The sequence below is a fragment of the Aeromicrobium sp. EU05-FHT14F07 genome (assembly GCF_058790455.1).
This window is the reverse complement of the sequence record NZ_JBYTCR010000009.1, coordinates 54,577-78,838: the sequence shown is the minus strand read 5'-3', so window position 1 is coordinate 78,838 and position 24,262 is coordinate 54,577. Positions and strand designations below refer to the sequence as shown.

20 protein-coding genes and 1 tRNA gene (1 of these 21 cut by a window edge) are annotated in these 24,262 nt (G+C 73.4%); 13 read left to right on the top strand and 8 right to left on the bottom strand.

Features of this window, described 5'->3' with window-relative positions; translation table 11 throughout:
* Positions 1-15: 15 nt before the first annotated feature.
* On the bottom strand, positions 16-999 hold the full coding sequence (gene deoC, locus AC3WRM_RS10000) for a deoxyribose-phosphate aldolase (RefSeq protein WP_492248176.1): 984 nt from the start codon (positions 997-999) through the stop codon (positions 16-18).
* A gap of 173 nt (positions 1,000-1,172) precedes the next feature.
* Here deoC and AC3WRM_RS09995 point away from each other — a divergent pair, with 173 nt between their 5' ends.
* Complete coding sequence (locus AC3WRM_RS09995) at positions 1,173-2,252, top strand: adenosine deaminase (protein WP_492248177.1); 1,080 nt, start codon at positions 1,173-1,175, stop codon at positions 2,250-2,252.
* A 6-nt stretch (positions 2,253-2,258) separates the two neighbouring features.
* Here AC3WRM_RS09995 and AC3WRM_RS09990 read toward each other — a convergent pair whose 3' ends face one another.
* Complete coding sequence (locus AC3WRM_RS09990) at positions 2,259-2,930, bottom strand: ATP-binding protein (RefSeq protein ID WP_492248178.1); 672 nt, start codon at positions 2,928-2,930, stop codon at positions 2,259-2,261.
* Positions 2,931-3,232: 302 nt separating this feature from the next.
* Between AC3WRM_RS09990 and AC3WRM_RS09985 the strand changes: the two genes are divergently transcribed.
* Positions 3,233-6,322: an Ig-like domain repeat protein gene (locus AC3WRM_RS09985; protein WP_492248179.1), complete on the top strand. Its 3,090-nt coding sequence runs from the start codon at positions 3,233-3,235 to the stop codon at positions 6,320-6,322.
* A gap of 41 nt (positions 6,323-6,363) precedes the next feature.
* Positions 6,364-9,708, top strand: a complete 3,345-nt coding sequence (locus AC3WRM_RS09980) for an ExeM/NucH family extracellular endonuclease (RefSeq protein WP_492248180.1) — start codon at positions 6,364-6,366, stop codon at positions 9,706-9,708.
* A 113-nt stretch (positions 9,709-9,821) separates the two neighbouring features.
* Here AC3WRM_RS09980 and AC3WRM_RS09975 read toward each other — a convergent pair whose 3' ends face one another.
* On the bottom strand, positions 9,822-10,766 hold the full coding sequence (locus AC3WRM_RS09975; protein ID WP_492248181.1) for a GNAT family N-acetyltransferase: 945 nt from the start codon (positions 10,764-10,766) through the stop codon (positions 9,822-9,824).
* A 114-nt stretch (positions 10,767-10,880) separates the two neighbouring features.
* Here AC3WRM_RS09975 and fdxA point away from each other — a divergent pair, with 114 nt between their 5' ends.
* The gene (gene fdxA / locus AC3WRM_RS09970) at positions 10,881-11,204 is read left to right on the top strand and encodes a ferredoxin (protein WP_067855044.1); all 324 of its coding nucleotides are present in this window, start codon (positions 10,881-10,883) and stop codon (positions 11,202-11,204) included.
* Between the two features lie 58 nt (positions 11,205-11,262).
* Positions 11,263-12,366 carry a succinyldiaminopimelate transaminase gene (dapC, locus tag AC3WRM_RS09965; protein ID WP_492248182.1) on the top strand — a complete coding sequence of 368 codons (1,104 nt, stop codon included), beginning with the start codon at positions 11,263-11,265 and terminating at the stop codon, positions 12,364-12,366.
* A 58-nt stretch (positions 12,367-12,424) separates the two neighbouring features.
* Here dapC and AC3WRM_RS09960 read toward each other — a convergent pair whose 3' ends face one another.
* Positions 12,425-13,036, bottom strand: coding sequence for a TetR/AcrR family transcriptional regulator (locus AC3WRM_RS09960; RefSeq protein ID WP_492248183.1), 612 nt, complete (start codon positions 13,034-13,036; stop codon positions 12,425-12,427).
* A gap of 43 nt (positions 13,037-13,079) precedes the next feature.
* Between AC3WRM_RS09960 and AC3WRM_RS09955 the strand changes: the two genes are divergently transcribed.
* The 8 genes from AC3WRM_RS09955 to AC3WRM_RS09920 all read left to right on the top strand — a co-directional run bounded on the left by AC3WRM_RS09955 (position 13,080) and on the right by AC3WRM_RS09920 (position 22,299).
* A complete protein-coding gene (locus AC3WRM_RS09955; RefSeq protein ID WP_492248184.1) occupies positions 13,080-14,342 on the top strand; it encodes an oxygenase MpaB family protein in 1,263 nt (420 codons plus the stop codon).
* Positions 14,343-14,474: 132 nt separating this feature from the next.
* Positions 14,475-14,564, top strand: coding sequence for a potassium-transporting ATPase subunit F (locus AC3WRM_RS09950; RefSeq protein ID WP_083516245.1), 90 nt, complete (start codon positions 14,475-14,477; stop codon positions 14,562-14,564).
* A 7-nt stretch (positions 14,565-14,571) separates the two neighbouring features.
* Complete coding sequence (gene kdpA, locus AC3WRM_RS09945) at positions 14,572-16,242, top strand: potassium-transporting ATPase subunit KdpA (RefSeq protein ID WP_492248185.1); 1,671 nt, start codon at positions 14,572-14,574, stop codon at positions 16,240-16,242.
* Positions 16,239-18,269, top strand: coding sequence for a potassium-transporting ATPase subunit KdpB (gene kdpB, locus AC3WRM_RS09940; RefSeq protein ID WP_492248186.1), 2,031 nt, complete (start codon positions 16,239-16,241; stop codon positions 18,267-18,269). Before kdpA ends, kdpB begins: the two co-directional genes overlap by 4 nt.
* Complete coding sequence (gene kdpC / locus AC3WRM_RS09935) at positions 18,266-18,847, top strand: potassium-transporting ATPase subunit KdpC (RefSeq protein ID WP_492248187.1); 582 nt, start codon at positions 18,266-18,268, stop codon at positions 18,845-18,847. The genes kdpB and kdpC overlap by 4 nt, the downstream gene beginning before the upstream one ends.
* Positions 18,848-18,851: 4 nt before the next feature.
* A complete protein-coding gene (locus AC3WRM_RS09930; protein ID WP_492248188.1) occupies positions 18,852-21,392 on the top strand; it encodes an ATP-binding protein in 2,541 nt (846 codons plus the stop codon).
* Positions 21,389-22,069 (top strand): response regulator, encoded by a 681-nt coding sequence (locus AC3WRM_RS09925; RefSeq protein WP_492248189.1) that lies wholly within the window; start codon positions 21,389-21,391, stop codon positions 22,067-22,069. The genes AC3WRM_RS09930 and AC3WRM_RS09925 overlap by 4 nt, the downstream gene beginning before the upstream one ends.
* Before the next feature lie 59 nt (positions 22,070-22,128).
* Positions 22,129-22,299, top strand: a complete 171-nt coding sequence (locus AC3WRM_RS09920) for a hypothetical protein (protein ID WP_492248190.1) — start codon at positions 22,129-22,131, stop codon at positions 22,297-22,299.
* 4 nt (positions 22,300-22,303) lie between these two features.
* On the opposite strand, the gene AC3WRM_RS09915 is transcribed toward AC3WRM_RS09920, so the two are convergent.
* The 4 genes from AC3WRM_RS09915 to AC3WRM_RS09900 all read right to left on the bottom strand — a co-directional run.
* Complete coding sequence (locus AC3WRM_RS09915) at positions 22,304-22,603, bottom strand: DUF503 domain-containing protein (RefSeq protein ID WP_067861323.1); 300 nt, start codon at positions 22,601-22,603, stop codon at positions 22,304-22,306.
* A 14-nt stretch (positions 22,604-22,617) separates the two neighbouring features.
* Positions 22,618-23,469: an NAD-dependent epimerase/dehydratase family protein gene (locus AC3WRM_RS09910; protein ID WP_492248191.1), complete on the bottom strand. Its 852-nt coding sequence runs from the start codon at positions 23,467-23,469 to the stop codon at positions 22,618-22,620.
* Positions 23,470-23,527: 58 nt separating this feature from the next.
* Positions 23,528-23,989, bottom strand: a complete 462-nt coding sequence (locus tag AC3WRM_RS09905; protein ID WP_492248192.1) for a TFIIB-type zinc ribbon-containing protein — start codon at positions 23,987-23,989, stop codon at positions 23,528-23,530.
* Positions 23,990-24,235: 246 nt separating this feature from the next.
* Positions 24,236-24,262: transfer RNA gene (locus tag AC3WRM_RS09900), tRNA-Lys, on the bottom strand (it continues 149 nt past the right edge of the window).

The window sequence follows — 24,262 nt, the reverse complement described above, 5'->3', positions numbered from 1 at the left end:
TGTCGGTCGACGGGGTCAGTCGACGCTGACGTAGCGGGGGCCGCTGTAGTGGCCCTGGGTCTGGGTGCGGCGCTGCAGCAGCAGGTCGTTGACGACGCCCGAGGCGCCGAAGCGGAACCAGTGCGGGTCGAGCCACTGCGGCCCGGCGACCTCGTGCACGGCGACGAGGTAGGCGATGGCGTCCTTCGTGGTGCGGATGCCGCCGGCGGGCTTCACCGCGCGCTGCACGCCGGTGAGGTCGAAGAGGTCGCGCACCGCCTGCAGCATCACGTGGGTGACGGGCAGCGTGGCAGCGGGCGCGATCTTGCCGGTGGAGGTCTTGATGAAGTCGCCGCCGGCCAGCAGCGCGAGCCACGACGCGCGGCGCACGTGGTCGTACGTGGCGAGCTCGCCGGTCTCGAGGATCACCTTCAGCCGAGCGTCCCCGCAGGCCTCCTTCACGGCGACGACCTGCTCGAACACGGTGGCGTAGTCGCCGGCCAGGAACGCGCCGCGGTCGATCACCATGTCGACCTCGTCGGCACCGGCCTCGACGGCGAGCCGGGTGTCCGCGAGCTTGACCTCCAGCGACGACCGGCCGGCGGGGAACGCGGTGGCCACCGACGCGACCTTGACGCCCGTGCCGGCCACGGCCTCGGCGGCCACGGCCACCATGTCGGGGTAGACGCAGACGGCCGCGGTCGAGGGAGTCCCCGCGACCTCCCGGTCGGGCTGCACGGCCTTGCGGCACAGGTTGCGCACCTTGCCGGGGGTGTCGGCGCCCTCGAGCGTGGTCAGGTCGACCATCGAGATGGCCAGGTCGATGAGGGCGCGCTTGGTGTCCTTCTTGATCGAGCGGGTCGCGAGCTGGGTCGCGCGGGCCTCGACGCCGACGGGGTCGACGGCGGGCAGCCCGTCGAGGAAGGTGCGCAGCGCCGCGTTGTCGGTGCCGCCGAGACCCATCGCGGCGCGCAGCGCGGCAGCGTCGGTGCTGCCGGTCGGGGTGGACGTCGGGCTCATGGGTGGCCTCCGGGTGAGACGGTGCGACGCGGGGTGAGGGTCGTCGGGCGGGCGCGGGGGTGGCCGCGGACCCATGAAGTCTGCCACCTCGCGTGTGCATGGTCATCTCGCCGTCGCTGCCGTCCCGGTGAGGTACTCCCGGGTCGCTCCCGGAGGCGTGCCACGATGTGCGCGTGAGCCTGACCGCCGACCAGATCCGCCGCGCCCCGAAGGTGGCGCTCCACGAACACCTCGACGGCGGCGTCCGCCCGTCGACCGTCGCCGAGATCGCGCAGGAGGTCGGGCACCCGCTGCCCGCCCCGCCGGACCGGCTCGGCATGTGGTTCGCCGACGCCGCCAGCTCAGGCTCCCTCCCGCGCTACCTCGAGACGTTCGAGCACACGGTGGCGGTCATGCAGCGTCCGCAGGACCTCGCCCGCGTGGCCCGCGAGTCGGTGCTCGACCTCGCCGCCGACGGCGTCGTCTACGCCGAGCTGCGCTGGGCGCCCGAGCAGCACCTCCAGGGCGGCATGACCCTCGCCGAGACGGTCGAGGCCGTGCAGGCCGGCATCGACGAGGGGCGCGCCGAGGCGGCTGCCGAGGGCACCCCGATCGTCGTGGGGCAGCTGCTCACGGCGATGCGGCACGCGCAGCACGGACTCGAGATCGCGGAGCTCGTCGTCGAGTACCGCGACCGGGGCGTGTGCGGTTTCGACATCGCGGGGGCCGAGGACGGCTTCCCGCCCATCCTGCACCTCGAGGCGTTCGAGTACCTGCGCCGCGAGAACGCCCACTTCACCATCCACGCCGGCGAGGCGTTCGGCCTGCCGTCCATCTGGCAGGCCATCCAGCGCTGCGGCGCCGACCGGCTGGGCCACGGCGTGCGCATCATCGACGACATCGACCTTGCGGCCGAGGGCGGACCCCGGCTGGGCCTGCTCGCCGCCTACGTGCGCGACCGGCGCATCCCGCTGGAGATGTGCCCCTCGTCGAACCTGCAGACGTCGGCGGTCCCGGGCATGCGCTCCATCGCGGACCACCCGATCGGCCTGCTCAAGGAGCTCGGCTTCCGGGTGACGGTCAACTGCGACAACCGGCTGATGAGCGGCACGTCCATGAGCCGGGAGATGCAGCTGCTCGTCGACGCCTTCGGGTACGGCGCCGACGACCTGCGCTGGTTCACGGTCAACGCCATGAAGAGCGCCTTCCTGCCGTTCGACGAACGTCTCGCGCTGATCGACGACGTCATCAAACCGCGCTACGCCGCCCTCTAGTCCCCGCTAGTCCCCGCGTTTCGGAACGTCATCGCCCTTTCTCCTCGAGAAAAGGGGTGATGACGTTCCGAAACGTGGGGTGGGCGAGCGGCGCAGCACCCGCCGCGCCTGGCGCGGGGTCATCGGGGTGCAGCCCGCGGCCACCGCCTCGGCGACGATCCGGTCGTCCTCGTTCTTCAGCCGCCAGCCGCGTCGCACGAGCACCCACGGGCTCTTGCGGCCCTCGCGGAGGTCGCGCGCGAGACGCAGCGCGAACGTGACGAGCCGGTGCCGCCGCAGGCAGATCGCCTGGTCGAGCAGCCCGGCGTCGCGGCACGCGGTCACCACGACAGGGGCGAACAGGCCCTCGGCGATGAACCGCTCGCCGACCTCGAGGTGCTGCGTCCCCGTCCTCCGGCTGGCCGCGATGTCGTAGACCGGCACGTCGGCCTCCCCGGCGGCGCACAGCTCGGCGATCGTCCCGACGGCCGCCACGGCGTCCCACGACGCGGGGTCGTCCCAGTCCGGGATCCCGAGGGTGGACCGGGGGAGGCGAGGGTCGTCCCCGTCGCGGTAGAAGTCGTCGAGCCGCAGGACGGCCCACCCGAGCACCTGGGCCAGGTGGGACTTCCCGACGCCCGACGGTCCGGCCACGACCACCACGCGGCCCCCCACCCGGACGTCCCGACGCTCACGCACGGTCCACGATCCTAGGCCGTCCGGACGCCTGGGCGGTCGACCTGGCCCGCCCGGGGCTTCGTCACCTGATCGCAACCTGCCACGCCATTGACGCGGGCTGGGGCTTCGGGTGAGATTCCTCCATTGGTCCGGCGCCGAAGGGTGCGGGGGGACCGACGGCACCACGACGGGCCGGACCGCCACGCGCGGCCCTGGCCCCGACCCGATGTCTGCGGTTCACCCGGACGTCGCCTCGACGGTCCCCCAGGGACGCCTCGACCTTCTCAGATAGGCCTGCCCGTCCGAACGTCGAAGGATCCCCTGTGAAGAACGTCCTGCGCTGCGCCGCCGCCACGCTCGCGGCGGTCACCGCCACCTCGGTGCTCGGCGCCGTCCCGGCCTCCGCGGCCGACCCCGTCACCATCCAGGTGCTCGACATCAACGACTTCCACGGTCGCCTCGACGCCAACACGGTCAAGTTCGCCGGCACGGTCGAGCAGCTCCGTGCGCAGGGCGGCGAGGACAACACCCTGTTCATCTCCTCCGGCGACGACATCGGCGCCTCGCTGTTCCCGTCACAGGTGCAGCAGGACGGGCCGACCCTCGACGTGCTGAACGCGCTGGACCTGGACACCTCCACCGTCGGCAACCACGAGTTCGACCGAGGTGCCGCCGACCTCCTCGGTCGTGTGGCGGACCGGTCGGACTTCCCCCACCTCGCGGCCAACGTCGTCGACGCCTCCACCGGTCGACCGGTGCTCCCGCCGTCGGCCACCTTCGAGGTCGGCGGCCTCGACGTGGCCGTCGTCGGCGCGGTCACCCAGGAGACCCCGGCACTCGTCTCGCCCGACGGCATCGCCGGCCTGCGCTTCACGGACCCGGTCGAGGCCGTGAACACCGAGGTCGAGCGCCTCGAGGGCCTGACCGACGCCCCCGACGTCATCGTCGCCAGCTACCACGAGGGTGCCCAGAGCGGCACCACCGCAGGCGGCACCCTCGAGAGCGAGCTCGCCAAGGGTGGCGCCTTCGCCGACATCGTCGCCAAGACCGATCCCGACGTCGACGCCATCTTCAACGGGCACACCCACCAGACCTACGCGTGGGAGGCGCCGATCCCCGGGCGCTCCGGCACCCGACCGGTGGTGCAGACCGGCAGCTACGGCGAGAACGTCGGCCGGGTCCAGCTGACCGTCGACCCCGCCACCGGTGCGGTCACCGGGCACACCCAGTCGAACGTCGCCCGCCTCACGACGGCCAACGAGACGCTCGTCGCCACCTACCCGCGGGTGGCCGAGGTCGCCCGGATCACCGACGCCGCCCTCGCCAACGCGACCGAGGTCGGCCGTCGTCCGGTCGGCGAGGTCACCGAGGACATCACCACGGCGGGCTACGCCGACGGTGGTGCGAAGCGCGACGACCGCGCCAACGAGTCCACGCTCGGCAACCTCGTGGCCGAGATGTACCGCTCCGAGGTGTCCAGGACGGCCGTCGGCCGTGACGTCGACCTCGGCATCGTCAACCCCGGCGGCCTGCGCGACGACCTCGAGTTCGCGGGCACCGGCGGCACCAACACCGACGGTGTCGTCACCTTCGGCGAGGCGGTCTCCGTGCTGCCCTTCGCCAACAGCCTCTTCGTCGTCGACCTCGACGGCTCGCAGCTGAAGACGGTCTTCGAGCAGCAGTGGCAGCGCACCGCGGCGGGCACCGTCCCGAGCCGCGCCTACCTGCAGCTCGGCACCTCCGACAACGTCCGCTACACGTTCGACGCCACGCGGCCTGAGGGCGACCGGATCACCTCCCTGTGGGTGGACGGCGAGAAGGTCGTCCCCGAGCGCACCTACACCGTCGCGGTGCCGAGCTTCCTGGCCTCCGGTGGCGACAACTTCCGCGCCTTCGCCTCGGGCGCGCGTCGTGACACCGGCCTGGCCGATCTCGACGCCTGGACGACGTACCTGTCGAGGAACCAGCCCGTGTCGCCGTCGTTCGCGCGCCACGCCGTCGAGCTGCGCGGTCTGCAGGCGTCCTACCGCGCGGGTGGCGCCTACGAGATCACGCTGCCGCGTCTGGACCTCACGTCCTCGGGCAGCCCCGCCAACCGCTCGGTGTCGGCGCGTCTGCTCGACGGCGACCGAGTCGTCGCGAACCTCGGTGCCCGCGCCGTCGCCAACGGTGCGGTCACCATCGCCGGCCGCCTGCCCAGCAAGGTCGCCGGCGACCTCGTCCTGGAGGTCCGCGCGTCGCGCAGCGGCACGCTCGCGACGGTCCCGATCTCCATCCAGGGCGCCTCGGTGAAGGCCGAGGCCTCCACGGTCGCCTTCGGCGAGGACGCGACCGTCGCCGTGACGGTCGGCGCCCCGGGTGCCGCGCCCACCGGCGCCGTGGAGGTCCGTGACGGCGACACCGTGCTCGGCACGGGCACACTCGACGCAGAGGGTCGCGCCGACGTCAGCATCGACACCGAGCGTCTCGGCGCCGGCTCGCACGAGCTCGAGGTCGGCTACGCGGGCGACACCGACCTGCCCTCCGCGACCGGCACGGTCACCGTGGTCGTCGAGAAGGCGGCCACGTCCGCCGAGGTCGGCGTCGAGGCGAACCCGCGCCGCGGCGCACCCGTCGAGCTGACGGTCGACGTGGCCTCGGCCACCGGCACGCAGCCCACGGGGGAGGTCCGTGCCGAGCACGACGGCACGGTCCTCGGCACCGCGACGCTGTCCGACGGGAAGGCCACCATCGAGGCCGACACGTCCAGCCTGCCGATCGGCACCACCACGGTCGAGATCGTCTACGCCGGCGACGACGACCACGCCACGTCGACGACGACGGCTGCCGTCGACCTCGCCAAGGGCGTCGTGAGCCTCGCCGTGACTCCGCCGGCCGCCACGCCCTACGGCACCTCGTCCGTGATCGAGCTGAGCAGCGACGACGACGCCCGCGGCCTCGTCTTCGCCTCCACGTCGGACGGCACCGTCGTCGGCGTCGGCACGATCGCCGACGGCTCGGGACGCGTCAGCCTCGACCGGACCGCCCTGCGGCCCGGCGAGCACACGCTCGAGGTGTACTTCAACGGCAGCGCCGACTTCGAGCCGGTGAAGGTCCCGGTCACGGTGACGATCACCAAGGCGGCCTCCGCCACCTCGGCGTCCGTGCGGCCGACGAGCGTCGTCCGCAACCGCGGCAAGGCCACGGTGGCGGTCTCCGTCCGCACCGCCGGCTTCACCGCCGACGGCGGCGCGATCGTGGTGCGTGTCGGTTCGAAGGTCGTCGGTCGCGGCGAGCTGCGCGACGGCAAGGCGTCGGTGACCCTGCGTCCGTTCACGAGCACCGGCCGCAGGACCCTGACGGTCTCCTACGCCGGCAACGATCTCGCGAAGCCGTCGACGGGCCGCGCCACGCTCACGGTCCGCTCCCGCTGACCGGCGGCCGTCGTCAGCATCCCTCGAACCAGGAGACACCTGTGTCCAGATCACCCTTCTCGCGTGCACTGCGGCTCGCCCTGGCCGGCGGCCTGGCCGCCGGCGCGCTCGCCGCAGCGCCGGCAGCCCAGGCGGTGCCGGCCGACCACCTCGTGATCGACGAGGTCTACGTCAACGGCGGCTCCAGCGGGGCGTCGTTCAAGAACAAGTACGTCGAGGTGCACAACCCGACAGCCAAGGCCGTCGACGTCGCGGGCTGGTCCGTCCAGTACCGCTCGGCGAGCAGCTCGGCCGGCTTCACGGGCGTGATCCCGCTCGGTGACCACACGGTCCCCGCCGGCGGCACGCTGCTGGTGGGAGCCAACAGCAACAACGCCTCCACCAACCCGGGTGCGAACCTCCCGGACCCCGACGTCTCCTCGACCGTGGCCTTCGCAGGCGGCGGTGGGACGATCGCGCTCTCGCGCTCCGCGACGCCGCTCACCGGGGCCCCGTCCGCCGTGCTCGCGGACGCGTCGGTGGTCGACCTCGTGGGGTACGGCAGCTCCCTCACGTTCGAGGGCTCGGCACCGGCGTCCGGGACGGGCCTCACCTCCGCCGTCGGGCGCACCGGTGGCGCCGACACGAACGACAACAAGGCCGATCTCACGGCCGTCACGCCCACGCCCACCGCCTGCGGCACGGCGTGCGACACCGCGCCCGCGCCGGTGGAGCCGACGCCCGTCGTCCCGATCGCGGAGATCCAGGGCACGGGGTCCGCCAGCCCGGTCGTCGGCCAGCGGGCCACCACTCGCGGCGTCGTGACCGCGGTCTACCCCGACGGCGGCTTCGACGGTGCCTACCTGCAGACCGAGGGCACCGGCGACGTCGACCTCGCCACCCACCGGGCCTCCACCGGGCTGTTCGTCGCCTCGGCCGCCCTGGCCGACGACGTCGAGATCGGGGACCACCTGCAGGTGACGGGCACCGTGCAGGAGAGCAGCGGGCTGACCCAGCTGGCCGTCCCGGCCGGGGGCTGGAGCGTGCTCACCGAGCCGGCCGTCGCCCCGAAGGCCGCCCAGGTCGCGTTCCCGCTCGACGAGGCGCAGCGAGAGTCGCTCGAGGGGATGCTCGTGGCGCCTCAGGGCGACTACACGGTCACCAACAACTTCGCGACGAACACCTTCGGCGAGGTGGGTCTCGCAGCCGGCACGGAGCCGCTGCGCCAGCCGACCGACGTCGTCCGTCCGCGCACCCAGGCCTACACCGACCTGGTGGCCGACAACGCCCGCCGGCTGGTCACCCTGGACGACGGCGCGAGCGTCAACTACGTCAACGGCAGCAAGGACGTGCCGCTGCCGTGGCTGACCGCCGACAACGAGGTCCGGCAGGGAGCTCCGGCGACCTTCGTGGCCCCCGTGGTGCTGGACTTCCGCTTCGGCTGGAAGCTGCAGCCCACGACCCGCCTCACCGGGGTCGCCGACGCACCGGCCACCTTCGGCGCGACGCGCGCGCAGGAGCGCACGCCCGAGCCCGTGAAGGGCGAGCTGAAGCTGGCGTCCTTCAACGTGCTGAACTACTTCCCGACCACCGGCGAGAAGTACGTCGCCTCCGGCCGCGGGACCTGCACCTATTACACCGACCGCACCGGCACGCCGATCACGAACAACACGTGCACCAACAACGGTCCGCGCGGTGCGGCGAACGACGCCAGCCTGGCGCGCCAGCAGGTCAAGATCGTCAAGGCGATCAACGCCCTCGACGCCGACGTCGTGTCCCTGCAGGAGCTGGAGAACTCCGCGACCTTGGGCCAGCCTCGCGACACGGCGCTGACGACGCTCGTCGAGGCGCTCAACGCCGACGCAGGCGCCGGGACCTGGGCCGGAGCGGCCTCGCCGAGCGTCGTCCCCCGCACGGGCGAGGACGTGATCCGTCCGGCGTTCATCTACCGCACCGCGACCGTGGAGACGGCCGGTGAGGCCCGCATCGCCGACGACGCCGCGTTCAGCAACGCCCGCGCCCCGCTCGCGCAGGAGTTCCGCGCCAAGGGCGTGGCCGGCAGCGACTTCGTGGTGATCGCCAACCACTTCAAGTCCAAGGGCTCGGGCACCGGGGAGAACGCCGACCAGCGCGACGGCCAGGGGGCGTCCAACCCGGACCGCATCCGTCAGGCACGCGCCCTGGTGGCGTTCACCGAGGAGGTCGAGAAGGCCACCGGGACCGACCGTGTGCTCCTGGCGGGCGACTTCAACTCCTACGCCAAGGAGGACCCGATGGTGGTCCTGGAGGAGGCCGGGTTCACGAACGTCACCGACGAGCTCAGCGACGAGGACACCTACCAGTTCGGCGGCCTGCTCGGCTCGCTCGACCACGTCTTCGCCTCGCCCTCGGCGGCACGCCGGGTCCGCGACGCCGACGTGTGGCGCATCAACGCCCCCGAGGCGATCGCCCGCGAGTACAGCCGGTTCAACTACAACGTCACCAACCTCTACGACGACTCGCCGTTCCGCTCCAGCGACCACGACCCGACGCTCGTCGGCTTCGACGTCGCCCCGGTCGACGGCGAGGTGGTCGTGGACGGACCCCGCAGCCGCCGCCTCGGCGGAGAGGTCGACGTCGACGTGCAGGTCCGCTCCTCGCTCGAGGGCGTCGTGCCCATGGGCACGGTGACGCTGCGCGACGGTGACACCGAGCTCGGCACGGCCACCCTGGACGGCGGCCGCGCGACGATCCCGCTCGACACCACGGACCTCGGTGTCGGCACGCACGTGCTGCGCGTCGAGTACGCCGGCGACACCGAGACCCGCGCGCTCGAGGGCGAGTACCGGATCACGGTGCTCAAGGCCGAGGCCGACCTCGCCGCCACCATCGGGTCCACCCCGTTCGGGACGGACGCCACGCTGGAGGTCACCGCCGACCCAGCCGCGTCGGGACTCGTCTACGTGGTGTCCGGCTCGACTGTCGTCGGCCGCGGCTCGCTGCGCGCCGGCGCCGCGCAGGTGCGCATCGACGGCACGGCGCTCGAGCCCGGTACCCACCGGCTGGGGGTCTTCTACGCCGGCAACGACGGGGTCGAGCCCGACGACGTCACGGTGGAGCACACCGTGACCAAGGCCAGGTCGACCGTGCGCGCCTCGGCGCCGCGCGGGAAGGTCGTCGTCGGCCGCACCCGGGCCGTCGTCCCGGTCCGGGTGAGTGCCGACGGCTTCCGGCCCGACGGTGGCACCGTGCGCGTGCGGATCGGCTCGACGGTCCTCGGCGCGGCGACGGTGCGCGACGGTGTCGCCGAGGTGCGCCTGCGTCCGATGCGCAGCAGCGGCACCAAGCGGCTCACCGTGGAGTACCTCGGTGACCGTCGCACCGGGTCGGCCACGGCTCCGCTGACCATCCGCGTCGTCCGGCGCTGACGTCCGCCCGTCCGGCTCCCGTCATCTCCCCGTGGGGTGCCGGGAGCCGGGCGAGCGCGTCGCATCTGCGCGGGGGCCGGCCCGGCCGGTCGCTCCGGACCGGCCCGCGGAGCTCAGGAGGCGGGCACGAGGTAGCGGTACCGGTGGTGCGTGACGAAGCCGTGCGGGGCGTACAGGGCCAGCGCCGCGTGGTTGTCGGGCATGGTCTGCAGGTAGACCCGGGTGGCGCCGCGCTCGTGCGCCCACGCGAGGCTGGTGCGCACGACGGCGTCGGCGAGGCCGCGTCTGCGGTGCGCGGGCAGCGTCTCGACGGCGGCCACGCCGGCCCACTCGCCGGTCACCACGACCCGCCCGACGGCTGCGGCCGGCACATCGCCGTCGACGAGCTCGACGAAGCCGACGGTGCGGGGTCCCTCGAGCACCCGCCGTGCGGCCTCGACGTCGTCGACCCGGCCGTAGCGGGACAGCCAGGCGTCCGACGCCCGTGCCGTCACGGTCGCCCGGTCGTCCGGCTGCGGGGCGTCCGGGAGGTCGGCCACCTGCACGACGGCGCCCCCGAGGTAGTCGGTGCGCGCCGTCCACCCCGCCGCGAGGAAGCGGCGCTCCCAGACGGAGTCGACGACGACCTGCGCCTGCGGCTCCAGGCCCCGGGACGTGTAGAAGTCGAGCACGGCGGCGAACGCCTCGGCGTCCGGCACACCAGGGTCGCCGACGACGGCGACGGAGTTCGCGCGGCCCGTGAAGGCTCCCGCGGCCCGCAGCTCCCACTCGCCGAGCGGCACCGACTCCGGGGCGGGCCAGCCGCGCGAGGTGACCCGGACGAGCTCGTCCACGTCGACGTCGGACGCGCGTCGGCTGCGGGCGGGGCGCAGGGGGACCACCTTGAGCGCGACCACCCGGTCGGCGGCCACGGACGTCTCGGACCCGTCGCGACGCTGCACGACCAGGCCCGCTGCGTCGACCGCGACGACCCGACCGACGGCGTCGGTGGCGCTCCCGTCGGCGAGCCGGTGCCGCACGGTCACCCGTCGGCCGAGGAGGTCCTGGTGGTCTGCCACGACGCCACCGTCTCATGAGGCATACCTCAGTACGACGCCCCGTCGAGCAGGCGGGATACTGGGACGGTCCGCCGCCGACCAGGGCGGACCAGCGTTGCCGTCGAAGGAGCCGTCGTGACCTACGTGATCGCCCAGCCGTGTGTGGACGTCAAGGACCGCGCATGCGTGGACGAGTGTCCCGTCGACTGCATCTACGAGGGCAAGCGGATGCTCTACATCCACCCCGACGAGTGCGTCGACTGCGGTGCCTGCGAGCCGGTGTGCCCGGTCGAGGCCATCTTCTACGAGGACGACACCCCGTCGGAGTGGAAGGAGTACTACGACGCGAACGTGAACTTCTTCGACGACCTCGGTTCGCCGGGCGGTGCCGCGAAGATGGGCGTGATCGACAAGGACCACGCCTTCATCGCCGCACTTCCCCCGCAGAACCAGGAGTGACGGCCGGGCCGCACCGTCGGCCCGCCACCCCCGAGGCCACCCGCGAAGGAGCGTCCTGATGGACCGACCCCGTCTCTCCTCCCGCTTCCCCGACTTCCCGTGGGACACCCTGGCGGCCGCGAAGCAGCGCGCCCACGCGCACCCCGACGGCATCGTCGACCTCTCCATCGGGACGCCCGTCGACCCCACGCCGGCGGTCGCCCGCGAGGCGCTGGCCGCGGCCTCGGACGCCCCGGGCTACCCGACGGTGGCGGCCCCCGAGGCCGTGCGCCAGGCAGCCGTCGACTGGCTCGCACGCCGTCTCGGGGTCACCCGCCTCGGCGTCGACCAGGTGCTCCTCACGGTCGGTTCCAAGGAGCTCATCGCCAACCTGCCGTCGCAGCTCGCGCTCGGACCGGCCGACACCGTCGTGCTGCCGTCCCTCGCGTACCCCACCTACGAGGTCGGGGCCCGCTACGCCGGGGCTCGGGTCGTGCTCGGCGACCCGGTCGCCGACGGTCTCACCGACGTGCCGGCGCTCGTCTACGTGAACTCCCCGGCGAACCCGCACGGCGAGGTGCTGTCGGCCGAGCACCTGCGCGAGGTCGTCCGCTGGTGCCGCGAGCGGGGGGCGCTCCTGGTCTCCGACGAGTGCTACGCCGACTTCGGCTGGGAGCGCGAGCCCGTCTCCGTCCTGCACCCCGACGTCTGCGAGGGCAGCCACGACGGCCTGCTCGCCGTGCACTCGACGTCGAAGCGCTCGAACCTCGCGGGCTACCGTGCCGGGTTCGTGGCGGGCGACGCGTCGGTCGTCGCCGAGCTGCTGGCCGTGCGCAAGCACCTCGGGTTCATGCTCCCGACCCCCGTGCAGCAGGCGTTCGCCGCCGCCATCGCCGACGACGAGCACGTCGTGCTGCAGCGTCGTCGCTACGCGGAGCGTCGCGTCGCCCTGCGCCGTGCGCTGGAGTCGGCCGGCTTCACCATCACCCACTCCGAGGGCTCGCTGTACCTGTGGGCCACGCGCGGCGAGGGCTGTCGCGATACCGTCGCCTGGCTCGCCGAGCGGGGCATCCTCGTGGCGCCGGGCGACTTCTACGGCGAGCGCGGTGCGCAGCACGTGCGCGTCGCGTTCACGGCCACGGACGAGCGCGTGGCCGCTGCCGTGGCGCGTCTGTCCGCCTGACGCCGACCGTCCTCGCGGCACCCGTCGAGCGCGCCGTGCGTGCCGACTCGCACCCCCGTCACGGGCGGACGAGGTGCGCCTGCGTGAGATGCACCAGCTCGTCGACGAAGACGTCACGGTCGAGCTCCGGACGCTGGAGCACGTAGTCGACCGCCAGGTGCTCGACCATCCGCACGAGCAGCCAGGCGGTCGCCGCCGGCGGCCAGGGAGTCGGGGTGCGGGAGACGGTGAGGTACGCGCCCACCAGCTCGGCCACGCGCTGCTCGACCGCGTCGACGTGGCCGGCCACGCGCGACGCCGGCAGCTCGCGGGTGACGAGCCGGAGGTACTCGCGGTGCTCCTCGAGGACGTCGAGCAGGCCGTCGTACGCGGCCCGCACGAGGTCGTCCGGGGGCAGGTCGAGCCGGTCGGCGAGCACGGCGGTCAGCTCGTCGCCGAGCTCGCCTGCGTACCGGTCGATGACGCCCGACAGCACCGCCTGCTTGTCGGGGAAGTACTGGTAGAGCGACCCTGGGCTGATGCCGGCACGCGAGGCGACGCGATTGGTGCTCGCGCGCTCGTAGCCCTCCTCCACCAGCACCGCCCGGGCCGCCTCCAGGATCCGCTCCACCATCAGGCGCGAGCGCTCCTGCGTCGGTTCCTTGCGTAGGCTGCGGGGCAGGTCGCTCATACGCGAATGGTATGCGAGCAAAAACTCGTGTCACGCTGCCGACATGGAACGCCTCCGGCCGTCGACCCCGGCCCCCGACCTCCTCCCGTCCGACCTCCCCCCGTCCGACCTCCCCGCACCCAGCACCGTCCCGACGCGGCACCGTGCCGCCGAGGCGCGTGGAGCGAGGCTCGGCCGCCCGCTGCGCGTCCTCGGCCGGGTGCGCGACCTCGACGAGTCGCTGATGCGCGACATCGGCGAGGGCTACCTCCGGGTCGACGAGCGTGGCGCGGAGGTGGCAGCCCTCTGCGCACCCGGTCGCGCGGACCGCGTGACGCACGCCCACCTGCGACGTGCGCTGCGCGGCGAGCTCGACGACGTGCCGGACGTGCTCCGCGACGTCGTCGAGCAGCTGACGCAGCCGCCGGACTGGCTCGACCTCGCGCTGCTCGAGGAGGGGGCCCGGTTCTACCGCCGGCTCGGTCGCAACGCCGGCGACGTGCTGCTGCAGCTGTCGCTGATCGGCGGCTACCGCTTCGGAGGACCCACGGACCTGCTGGTCCTGACCGGTGGGCTGACGGGGCCGTCGACGATGCGGCGGCTCGCCGAGACCCAGCACTGGACCATGGCGGTCACGGAGCCGGGAGCGCTGCGCCCGTGGGCCGACGGCTGGCGGCTCACGGTGCACGTGCGGATGATGCACGCGCTCGTCAACGCACGGCTGCGCGACGACCCCCGCTGGGACCGGCAGCACTGGGGCGAGCCGATCAACCAGTCCGACCAGGCGGCCACGCTCGCGCTGTTCTCGGGGACGCTGCTCCTCGGCGTGCGTGCGCTGGGCGTGCCCGTGAGCCGGGAGGACTCGAGGGCCGTCATGCACCTGTGGCGGTACGTCGGCTGGCTCCTCGGCGTCGACGACGCGTGGCTCTTCGACGACGAGCGGGCCCAGCACCGCTTCGGCTACCACGTGCTGTGCAGCCAGGACGGGCTCACCGAGGCGGGGCGTCTGCTCACCCACAGCATCGTCGACGCGCAGGCCGACCTGCACTTCCGACGTCTCGCCCGGCTGCAGCGCCGGTACGCGCCGGCGCGGCTGCTCAGCATGCTGCGACCCTTCCTCGGCACGGCCAGCATGCGTGAGCTCGACCTGCCGGTGCGTCTGCCCTGGGCGACGGTGCAGGTGGTCGCGGCGAACACGGTGCGCTACCGCCTGGTCGCCCGCACCGCGCGCGGGCGGCGTCGCCTCGACGCGTGGGCCGCCCGCTACCGGCAGGAGCAGCTGCACCGGTACTTCGGCGACGCCCCGCCCGACGTCGGCGCCCTCTGACCGGGGCTGCGGTCCGTCGGCCGCGACGCCCGCGGGTCCGTCGGTCGGGCGGCGCGTCAAGATCGCGTCAAGACGCGTCAGGGGCTCGTCAGGAGCGACGTCGCGCGGCGGTGCCGGGTGTGGTGTGGAGCCATGTCCCTCGTCACCGCACTCCAGCTGCTCGGCGTCGCCGCCCTGCTGGTCTACCTCGTCGTGGCCCTCGTGCGGCCCGACCGGTTCTGAGCCGCCCATGTCCGACACCGTCTCCGGCCTGCTGACGATCGCGGCGCTGCTGACCCTGCTCGCCGTGGTCTACGTGCCCCTCGGCGACTACATGGCTCGCGTGTTCACCTCGACCCGCCACCTGCGCGTCGAGCGCGCGCTCTACCGCGTCGGCGGCATCGACCCCGACGCCGAGCAGAGCGCCCGCGGCTACGTGCTGAGCCTGGTCGCGTTCTCCGTCGTCAGCATCGTGCTCCTCCTGGCCATCCTCGTGGGCCAGGCCGCGCTCCCGTGGGACCGCGGCCTGCCCGGGATGCCCTGGGACATGGCGGTCAACACCGCGGTCTCCTTCGTCACCAACACCAACTGGCAGTCCTACGCCGGCGAGTCGACGCTCGGCTTCGCGACCCAGGCGCTCGGCCTGACGGTGCAGAACGTCGTCTCCGCCGCGGTCGGCCTCGCCGTCGCGGTCGCGCTGGTCCGGGGCTTCGCGCGGGCGGAGTCGAGCACACTCGGCAGCTTCTGGGTCGACCTCGTCCGCGGCACCGTGCGGGTGCTGCTGCCGCTGGCCCTGGTCGCGGCGGTGCTGCTCCTGCTCGGCGGCGTGGTCCAGAACCTCTCCGACGTCACGGTGCGCGCCCTCGGCGGCGGCACCCAGGTGGTGCCGGGCGGTCTCGTCGCCAGCCAGGAGGCGGTCAAGCAGCTCGGCACGAACGGTGGCGGGTTCTTCAACGCGAACTCGGCGCACCCGTTCGAGAACCCGACCGCGCTGACGAACCTGCTGCAGGTCTTCCTCCTGCTGGTCGTGCCCGTCAGCCTCACCCGCACCTTCGGGACGCTGGTGGGCTCCCGGCGGCAGGGTCTGGTGCTGCTCGGCGCGATGGGCGTGCTGTGGGCCGGTGCCCTCGCCGTGACGACGTGGGCCGAGGTCGGCGGCCAGGGGCAGGCCGCGCAGGCCGCGGGCGCCGCGATGGAGGGCAAGGAGACCCGCTTCGGGGAGTGGGCGTCGGCGCTGTTCGCCGTCTCCACGACGGGCACCTCGACCGGCGCCGTCAACGCCTCCCACGACTCGATGTCCCCGCTCGGCGGCGGCACGGTGATGGCGCACATGATGCTCGGCGAGGTCTCGCCCGGCGGCGTCGGCTCCGGCCTCTACGGCATCCTCGTCGCCGCGATCCTCGCGGTCTTCGTGGCCGGCCTCATGGTGGGGCGGACCCCCGAGCTGCTCGGCAAGAAGATCGGCTCGCGCGAGATGACCTACGTCGCGCTCTACACGCTCGTGGTCCCGGCGCTCGTGCTCGTCGGCATCGGCACCGCCATCGCGCTGCCGTCGACCGCCGACGCGATGGGCAACCCGGGAGGCCACGGCTTCTCCGAGGTCGTCTACGCCTTCACGTCCGCGGCGAACAACAACGGCAGCGCGTTCGGCGGGATCACCGTGACGTCGACGTTCTTCCAGCTGACGCTCGCCGCGGCGATGCTGCTCGGCCGGTTCGTGCCGATCGTCCTCGTCGTGCTGCTCGCCGGCTCGCTGGCCCGCCAGCGCAGGGTGCCGACCACGGCAGGCACCCTGCCCACCGCGACCCTCCTGTTCGGCGGGCTCGTGGTCGGCGTCGTGCTGCTCGTCTCGGCCCTCACCTTCTTCCCGACCCTCGCCCTCGGCCCCGTGGCCGAGGCCCTGACAGGAGCCCCGCGATGACCCGCACCTCCGCTGCCACGCCGCTGTCGCGGCAGCTCGTCCAGCAGCTCCCCGCGGCGCTGCGCAAGCTCGACCCCCGGCACCTGTGGCGCAGCCCGGTGATGTTCGTCGTGTGGATCGGCTCGCTCGTCACGACCGTCTCGGCGGTCGTCGACCCGAGCGTGTTCGCCGTCGCCATCGCCGTCTGGCTCTGGCTCACGGTCGTGTTCGGCAACCTCGCCGAGGCGGTCGCCGAGGGCCGAGGGAAGGCGCAGGCCGACTCGCTGCGCGCGGCACGCACCGACGTCACCGCCCGCCGGGTGGCCGCTGACGGCAGCGAGTCGGTGGTGGCCGGCACGGAGCTGGCCGTGGGCGACCTCGTGCGGGTGAGCGCCGGCGAGGTGATCCCCGGTGACGGCGACGTCGTGGAGGGCGTCGCCACGGTCGACGAGTCGGCGATCACCGGCGAGTCCGCGCCGGTCGTGCGCGAGGCCGGTGGGGACCGGTCCGCCGTCACGGGTGGCACGCGCGTCCTCTCCGACGAGATCGTCGTGCGGATCACCGCCGCGCCCGGCGAGACCTTCCTCGACCGGATGATCTCCCTCGTCGAGGGCGCCGAGCGTCGCAAGACGCCCAACGAGATCGCCCTGTCGATCCTGCTGGTGAGCCTGACGATCATCTTCCTGCTCGCCGTCGTGACGATCTCCCCGATGGCCGACTACGCAGGTGCGCCGCAGCCCACGGTGGTGCTCGTCGCGCTGCTCGTCTGCCTGATCCCGACCACCATCGGGGCGCTGCTCTCGGCGATCGGCATCGCCGGCATGGACCGCCTGGTCCGGGTGAACGTGCTGGCGATGTCGGGTCGTGCGGTCGAGGCCGCCGGCGACGTCAGCACGCTGCTGCTCGACAAGACCGGCACGATCACGTACGGCAACCGGCGGGCCTCGCGGTTCGTGCCCGCCGAGGGTGTGACCCTGGCCGAGCTGACCGAGGCCGCCCGCATCGCCTCGCTGGCCGACCTCACGCCGGAGGGTCGCTCCATCGTCGACCTCGCGGTCGCCGACACGGGCGCCACCGGCACGGGTGCACCGCTGCCTGACGGTGCGGAGGCGGTCGAGTTCACCGCCCAGACGCGCATGTCGGGCGTCGACCTGCCCGACGGACGCGAGCTGCGCAAGGGCGCCGGGAGCGCCGTGGAGGCCTGGAGCGGTGCCGCGCTCCCCGCGGAGGTCGGGGCGGCCGGCTACGAGATCTCGATGTCCGGCGGGACGCCCCTGCTCGTCGCCGAGCGGCGCGCCGGGGCCACCCGCGTGCTCGGCGTGGTCCACCTCAAGGACGTCGTCAAGGAGGGCATGGTCGAGCGGTTCGCCGAGCTGCGGCGCATGGGCATCCGCACCGTGATGGTCACCGGCGACAACGCGCTCACGGCGCGGGCGATCGCCGCGGAGGCCGGGGTCGACGACGTGCTCGCGGAGGCCACCCCCGAGGACAAGATGCGGCTCATCCGTGAGGAGCAGTCGGGCGGTCGCCTTGTGGCCATGACCGGCGACGGCACCAACGACGCGCCCGCGCTCGCGGCCGCCGACGTCGGCGTCGCGATGGCGTCGGGCACGTCGGCGGCGAAGGAGGCCGGCAACATGGTCGACCTCGACTCCGACCCGACGAAGCTCATCGACGTGGTGCGCATCGGCAAGCAGCTGCTCATCACGCGCGGCGCGCTCACCACGTTCTCCATCGCCAACGACCTCGCCAAGTACTTCGCGATCGTGCCGGCCATGTTCGTGACGGCCTACCCGTCGCTCGACGCGCTCAACGTCATGCGGCTGGCCACGCCGGAGTCGGCGATCCTCTCGGCCGTCATCTTCAACGCCCTCGTCATCGTGGGGCTCATCCCGGTGGCCCTCAAGGGCGTGCGCAGCCGGGCCGCGGACGCGGCGAGCGTCCTGCGTCGCAACCTGCTCGTGTTCGGCGTCGGCGGCGTGGTCGTCCCGTTCGTCGGCATCAAGCTCATCGACCTGCTCGTCTCCCAGATCCCAGGAATCAGGTGACCGTCGTGATCCGCGACCTCCTGCGTCAGTCCCTCGCCGCCGTCCGTGTGCTGCTCGTGCTCACCGTGCTGCTCGGCGTCCTCTACCCGGCCGCCGTCTGGGCCGTGGGCCGGGTCGTGCCCGACCGCGCCGACGGCAGCCTCCTGCGCGTCGACGGCGTCGCCGTCGGCTCCCGGCTCCTCGGCCAGGCCTTCGAGGGCGGTCAGTGGTTCCACCCGCGCCCGTCGGCCAACGACTACGACGGCCTCGCGTCGGCCCCGTCGAACCTCGGGCCCTCGAACTCGGACCTCCTCGCCGCGATCCGCGAGCGACGTGCCGCCGTGGCGCAGGAGGACGGCGTGTCGCCGTCGGCCGTGCCCGCCGACGCCGTGACCGCGTCGGGCTCCGGGCTCGACCCCGACATCAGCCCCGCCTACGCGGCGCTGCAGGTGCCGCGGGTCGCCCGGGAGCGCGGACTCGACGAGGCGACCGTGCGGCGCCTCGTGGCCGAGGCCACCTCCGGACGCCAGCTCGGGTTCCTCGGGGAGCCCACGGTGAACGTCCTCGAGCTGAACGCGAGCCTGCCGGGTGCAGACTGACGCTGTGCAGACGGTTCAGGTGCAGGGCGACGGGACGCCCGAGCAGGGGCGCGGCTGCCTGCGCGTCTACCTCGGCGCCGCCCCCGGCGTCGGCAAGACGTACAGGATGCTCGACGAGGGCTGTCGCCGGGCGGCGCGCGGTACCGACGTCGTGGTCGGGATCGTCGAGACGCACGGCAGGGCGTTGACGCAGGAGCGGATCGGCGGGCTCGAGGTGGTGCCGCGACGCACCGTCCAGCACGGTGCGACCACCCTGACGGAGCTCGACGTCGACGCGGTCCTGGCCCGCGCGCCGCAGGTGTGCCTCGTCGACGAGCTGGCGCACACCAACGCTCCGGGGTCCGGGCACGTGAAGCGCTGGCAGGACGTCGACCAGCTGCTCGCGGCCGGCATCGACGTCGTCACCACCGTGAACGTGCAGCACCTGGAGTCGCTCAACGACGTCACCGAGGCGATCACCGGCGTCCGCCAGCGCGAGACCGTGCCCGACGCGTTCGTGCGCTCCGCGGAGGCCATCGAGCTCGTCGACATGAGCCCGTCGGCGCTCCGCCGGCGACTGGCGCACGGGAACGTCTACCCGGCCGAGCGCGTCGACGCCGCGCTGGCGCAGTTCTTCCGCGAGGGCAACCTGGCGGCGCTGCGCGAGCTGGCCCTGCTGTGGCTCGCCGAGCGGGTCGACGAGGGGCTGGAGCGGTACCGGGCGCGCCATGAGATCGAGGCCACGTGGGCGACCCGCGAGCGGATCGTCGTGGGGGTCACGGGCGGCCCGGAGTCGGAGCCGCTGATGCGGCGCGCCGCGCGGATCGCGTCGCGCGGATCGGGACCGTCGGGTGACGGGGGAGCGCCCTGGACCGCGCTGTACGTCTCGCGCGGGGACGGTCTGCGCCAGACGGGACCGGACCGGCTGGAGGAGCTGCGCACGACGGCGCAGGAGCTGGGCGGCGGCTTCCACACGGTGGTCGGGGACGACGCCGCGGCCGCCATCCTCGACTTCGCGCGCGCCCGCAACGCGACCCAGGTGCTCATCGGGGCGAGCCGGCGCGGACGGCTGTCGACGCTGCTACGACCCGGCATCGGCGAGACGATCGTGTCCGAGTCCGGCGACATCGACGTGCACATCGTCACGCACGACGAGGCCCGTCGCCGTCAGGCGCGGGTGCGCGAGGAGTCGGCCCTCGGGCGTCGACGGACCTGGGCGGGGTTCGCCGTGGCGCTCCTCGGCCCGTTCGTGCTCGCGGGCCTGCTGCTCGCCACGCGCGACCTCCACGGGCTGCCCACCGAGGCCATGCTCTTCATGGTGCTGGTCATCGGCACCGCCCTCGTCGGTGGTGTGCGCCCGGCCGTCGTGGCCGCGTTCGTGAGCGGCGGCGTGCTGAACTACTTCTTCACCCCACCGGTGCAGACGTTGCGCATCGCCACCGGGGAGAACGCGGTGGCGGTCGTCCTCTTCGTCGTGGTCGGCATGTCGGTGGCGCTCGTCGTCGACCGTGCCGCGCGGCTCGCGGGTCTCGCGAGCCGGGCACGGGCGGAGGCCGACAGCCTGAGCGTTCTGGCGCACCAGCTCGTGCACGCGGGCAACGACCTGCGACGCCTCCTGCGCACGACCGTCGAGCTGTTCGGCGTCGACGGTGCCCAGCTGCGCACGGCCGACGGCCGCGTGCTCGGGGAGCACGGCGTGACGTCCGGTCCCGAACGGACGGTTCCGGTGGGGGAGGAGCACGTCCTGGTGCTGTGGGGTCCGGCGGCGGGGTCCGTCGAGGAGTCGCTGCTGGCTGCCGTGGTGGCCCACGCGACGGTGCTCGTGGAGCGCCGGGCGGCCGTGGCCCTGAAGGCCGAGCGCCGGGTCCTCGCGGAGGCGGCGCGCACGCGGACGGCCCTCCTGGCCGCCGTCTCCCACGACCTGCGGACGCCGTTGGCAGCCGTCAAGGCGGCGGTCAGCAGCCTGCGCGACCCCGGCGTGGACTGGTCCGACCAGGACCGCGCCGACCTGCTGGAGACCATCGAGGACGGCGCCGACCGGCTCGACGCGCTCGTGGTCGACCTGCTCGACATGAGCCGGCTCCAGACCGGGGCGGTCGTCGCGCGCTCGGAGCCCGTCGACGTGCTGGCGGTCGTCCAGCGCGCCGCCGCCAGCACGCCGACGGTGCTGGAGGTGCCGGACGACCTGCCGGAGGCGCAGGCCGACGCCGCTCTGCTCGAGCGGGTGCTGGCCAACGTCGTGGAGAACGCCCACAAGCACGCGGCGGGCTCGACGGTGCGCGTCGACGCGACCGCGACGCGCGAGCACGTGGTGGTGCGCGTGGTCGACGGGGGACCGGGCGTGCCGGAGCACCGCCGCGAGCAGATGTTCGAGCCGTTCCAGCGGCTCGGCGACGTCCCGCGGGGCGCCGGCGTCGGGCTGGGCCTGGCGGTGGCTCGGGGTCTGACGGAGGCGATGGGCGGTAGCCTCACCGCCGAGGACACCCCCGGCGGCGGGCTCACGCTCGTGGTCGAGCTGCCCCGGGAGGGCGCCGTGCCGCTGACGACGGAAGGCGGTGACGCATGACGGTCGTGCTGGCGGTCGACGACGACGCGGCGATCCTGCGGACCCTGGGCATCGCGATGCGTGCGCGGGGCTACGAGGTCGAGACGGTCGCCGACGGCCGGTCGGCGCTGCAGTCGCTGGCCGAGCGGGTGCCGGACGTCGTGCTGCTCGACCTGGGCCTGCCCGACCTCGACGGCACGGAGGTGCTGCGGCGGATCCGGGAGACGTCGCAGGTGCCGGTGGTCGTGCTCTCGGCACGGCACGAGTCCGACGACAAGGTCGAGGCGCTCGACCTCGGGGCCGACGACTACGTGACGAAGCCGTTCGGCATGGAGGAGCTCCTGGCGCGAGTCAGGGCGGCGCTGCGCCGGGCCGCGCCGTCGCGGGCCCCCGTCGTGACGGTGGGCGACCTGGTGCTCGACGTCGAGGACCGGCGGGCTACCCGGGCGGGCGAGCCGGTGCACCTCACGCCGACGGAGTGGAAGATCGTGGAGGTCCTCGCGCGGGCCGAGGGCCGTCTGGTGCGCCAGACGACCCTCCTCACGGAGGTGTGGGGTCCGTCGTACGAGCGGGAGACGCACTACCTGCGGGTCTACCTCGCGCAGCTGCGTCGCAAGCTCGAGGACGACCCCGCGCACCCGCGCATGCTCATCACCGATCCCGGCCTGGGCTACCGGTTGCTGTCCGACCTGTCCTGACGCGATCCTGACGCGCCGCCCGCTGGATCCTTGACGCGTCGCGGGCGCAGGCTCTGAGCATGACCGCCGCACCCGACCACCGTCCCGCCCCCGCCGCACCCGCCGACGAGCCGCGACCTCCGCACACGCTGCAGGAGAGCCTGGAGCAGTTCGGCGGCGCGTGGCTGGCGGCCGGCGTGACGACCGTGGTCGGGGCGGTGGCCCTCACCGCACGCGTCGTCGTCGGGTGACGTCTCAGTCGAGGTCGTCGCTGCGCACGAGGCGACGACGCACCGACAGCAGGTCGACGTCGGGACGCGAGGCGAGGAGCCGCTCGGCCCGGTCGAGCAGGGCGTCGGCGTGCGCGTGGTCGCCGGACGTCAGGGCCACGCCGACGACGGTCCGTCGGTAGAGGTCGGTGTGGCCGACCTCGGCCACCGACACGTCGAGCGCCCGACGCAGCTCGGCGACGACCGGTCGCACGACCGCCCGCTTCTGCTTGAGCGTGTGCACGTCGCCGAGGAGCAGCTCGGCCTCGAGCCACCCGACCCACATGGCTGCCACGGCGCTCAGGCGCGGGTGGCCCGCAGCTCGTCGACGAGGGTCGGACGCGTCGGCGTCCAGCCCAGCGAGCGGGCCTTGGCGCCGCTGGCCTGCTGGTCGAGCAGCAGCGCGTCGCCGAAGGCCTCGCCGAGCCGCGCGTGCACGGTGTCGACGGAGGTGCCCGCGACGGCGTCGGCGAGCGCGAGGCCGAGGTCGCGGACGCTGGGGGAGTGGCCGCTGACGCCGAGCAGGCGTCCGTGGCCGGAGCCGCTCGTGACGACCAGCGCGTAGAGGTCGGCCAGGTCGTCGACGTGGATCGTGGTCCAGTGCTGCGCCCCGGAGCCGATCAGCTCGAGCGCGCCCTCGCCGGTGCGGGAGGCCGCCACGAGCTGCTGCGGGATGCCCCGGCCGGGCGCGTGCACGATGCCGGGCTGCACGACGGTGGCGCGGACCGAGGAGTCGAGCAGGCGGTCCTCGCGCGCCTGGCGCCAGGCGGTGATGGCGGGTGCGTCGTACGGCGTCTCCTCGTCGAGGTCGGCGCCGGAGCCGTACGTCCAGACCCCTCCGGTGTGCACGAAGGGCTTGTCGGTGCCGCTGAACGCCTCGATCGCGGCGTCGACGACCGCGTCGTCCATGGTCGCCGACGTCTCGTCGCCGGGGGCGGCGGTGTGCACGCCGGCGTCGTGCTCGCGCAGCTGCGCGGCCAGCCAGGCGCCGTCGAACAGGTCGCCCTGCAGCGGGGTGGCGCCCGCGGCGGCGACGGTCTCCCCGGAGCCCTGGCTCCGGACGACGGCGGTGACGGCGTGACCGTCGTCGACGAGGCGGCGCAGCACGGCTGCGCCCACGAACCCGGTTCCTCCGGTCAGCAGGATCTTCATGGACGGGTCAACCGCCGCGGTCGGTGCGGTGTTCCGTCGTGTCCGCTCCGTGGACGGCTCAGCCGAGGATCTCCATCAGCCAGTGCTCCTTCTTCTTGGGCTTGCGGTAGCGGTCGTCGCGGTACCGGTCGTCGGAGCGGTAGCGGTCGTCCCGGTCGCGCTCGGGACGACGCTCGTCGCGCGGCGGTGCCGGGAGCGGCGCGGGCGCCGCGGGGACGTCGGCCGTCGCGCGGTCGAGGATCTTGTCGAGCTCGCCGCGGTCGAGCCAGACGCCACGGCACTCGGGGCAGTAGTCGATCTCGACGCCGGCGCGCTCGCTCATGGTCAGGGTGGAACCGTCGGTGGGGCACTTCATGGTGCGAGAACGGTCAAGGACGTCGTCGGGTTCCCGGGCGGTGGTCTCGTCGGCCGGCGCTTCTGGAGGCTTCTTGAGCACGGCGACGTCGTACCCTGCCTCGGCCTCGTCCGCCCAGTCCTGGATCTGCTGCTCGGTCACGGGCGCGGGAGGGGTCGCTTCCATGAGTCAAGCGTCATACAAAAATGCGGAAGAGCAAGGTCGGCCGGGTCCTGTGGGACGTGAAGAAGGCCCCGACCGTGGTGGTCGAGGCCTTCTGTCTGGTACACCCCCACGGACTCGAACCGTGAACCCGCTGATGAGGAGTCGGTTGGTGTGTCGAGGGGGTCTTGGGGCAGTGTCGGGCTGGTAGGTGGTTGGTCCTGTGGGACGTGAAGAAGGCCCCGACCGTGGTGGTCGAGGCCTTCTGTCTGGTACACCCCCACGGACTCGAACCGT

Bases quoted from the DNA above. Each gene is read 5' to 3' on its own strand.
- deoC (WP_492248176.1), bottom strand. From the start codon at position 999: ATGAGCCCGACGTCCACCCCGACCGGCAGCACCGACGCTGCCGCGCTG.
- dapC (WP_492248182.1), top strand. From the start codon at position 11,263: ATGGACCGACCCCGTCTCTCCTCCCGCTTCCCCGACTTCCCGTGGGAC.
- AC3WRM_RS09960 (WP_492248183.1), bottom strand. From the start codon at position 13,036: ATGAGCGACCTGCCCCGCAGCCTACGCAAGGAACCGACGCAGGAGCGC.
- AC3WRM_RS09955 (WP_492248184.1), top strand. From the start codon at position 13,080: ATGGAACGCCTCCGGCCGTCGACCCCGGCCCCCGACCTCCTCCCGTCC.
- AC3WRM_RS09950 (WP_083516245.1), top strand. From the start codon at position 14,475: ATGTCCCTCGTCACCGCACTCCAGCTGCTCGGCGTCGCCGCCCTGCTG.
- kdpA (WP_492248185.1), top strand. From the start codon at position 14,572: ATGTCCGACACCGTCTCCGGCCTGCTGACGATCGCGGCGCTGCTGACC.
- kdpB (WP_492248186.1), top strand. From the start codon at position 16,239: ATGACCCGCACCTCCGCTGCCACGCCGCTGTCGCGGCAGCTCGTCCAG.
- AC3WRM_RS09925 (WP_492248189.1), top strand. From the start codon at position 21,389: ATGACGGTCGTGCTGGCGGTCGACGACGACGCGGCGATCCTGCGGACC.
- AC3WRM_RS09920 (WP_492248190.1), top strand. From the start codon at position 22,129: ATGACCGCCGCACCCGACCACCGTCCCGCCCCCGCCGCACCCGCCGAC.
- AC3WRM_RS09915 (WP_067861323.1), bottom strand. From the start codon at position 22,603: ATGTGGGTCGGGTGGCTCGAGGCCGAGCTGCTCCTCGGCGACGTGCAC.
- AC3WRM_RS09910 (WP_492248191.1), bottom strand. From the start codon at position 23,469: ATGAAGATCCTGCTGACCGGAGGAACCGGGTTCGTGGGCGCAGCCGTG.
- AC3WRM_RS09905 (WP_492248192.1), bottom strand. From the start codon at position 23,989: ATGGAAGCGACCCCTCCCGCGCCCGTGACCGAGCAGCAGATCCAGGAC.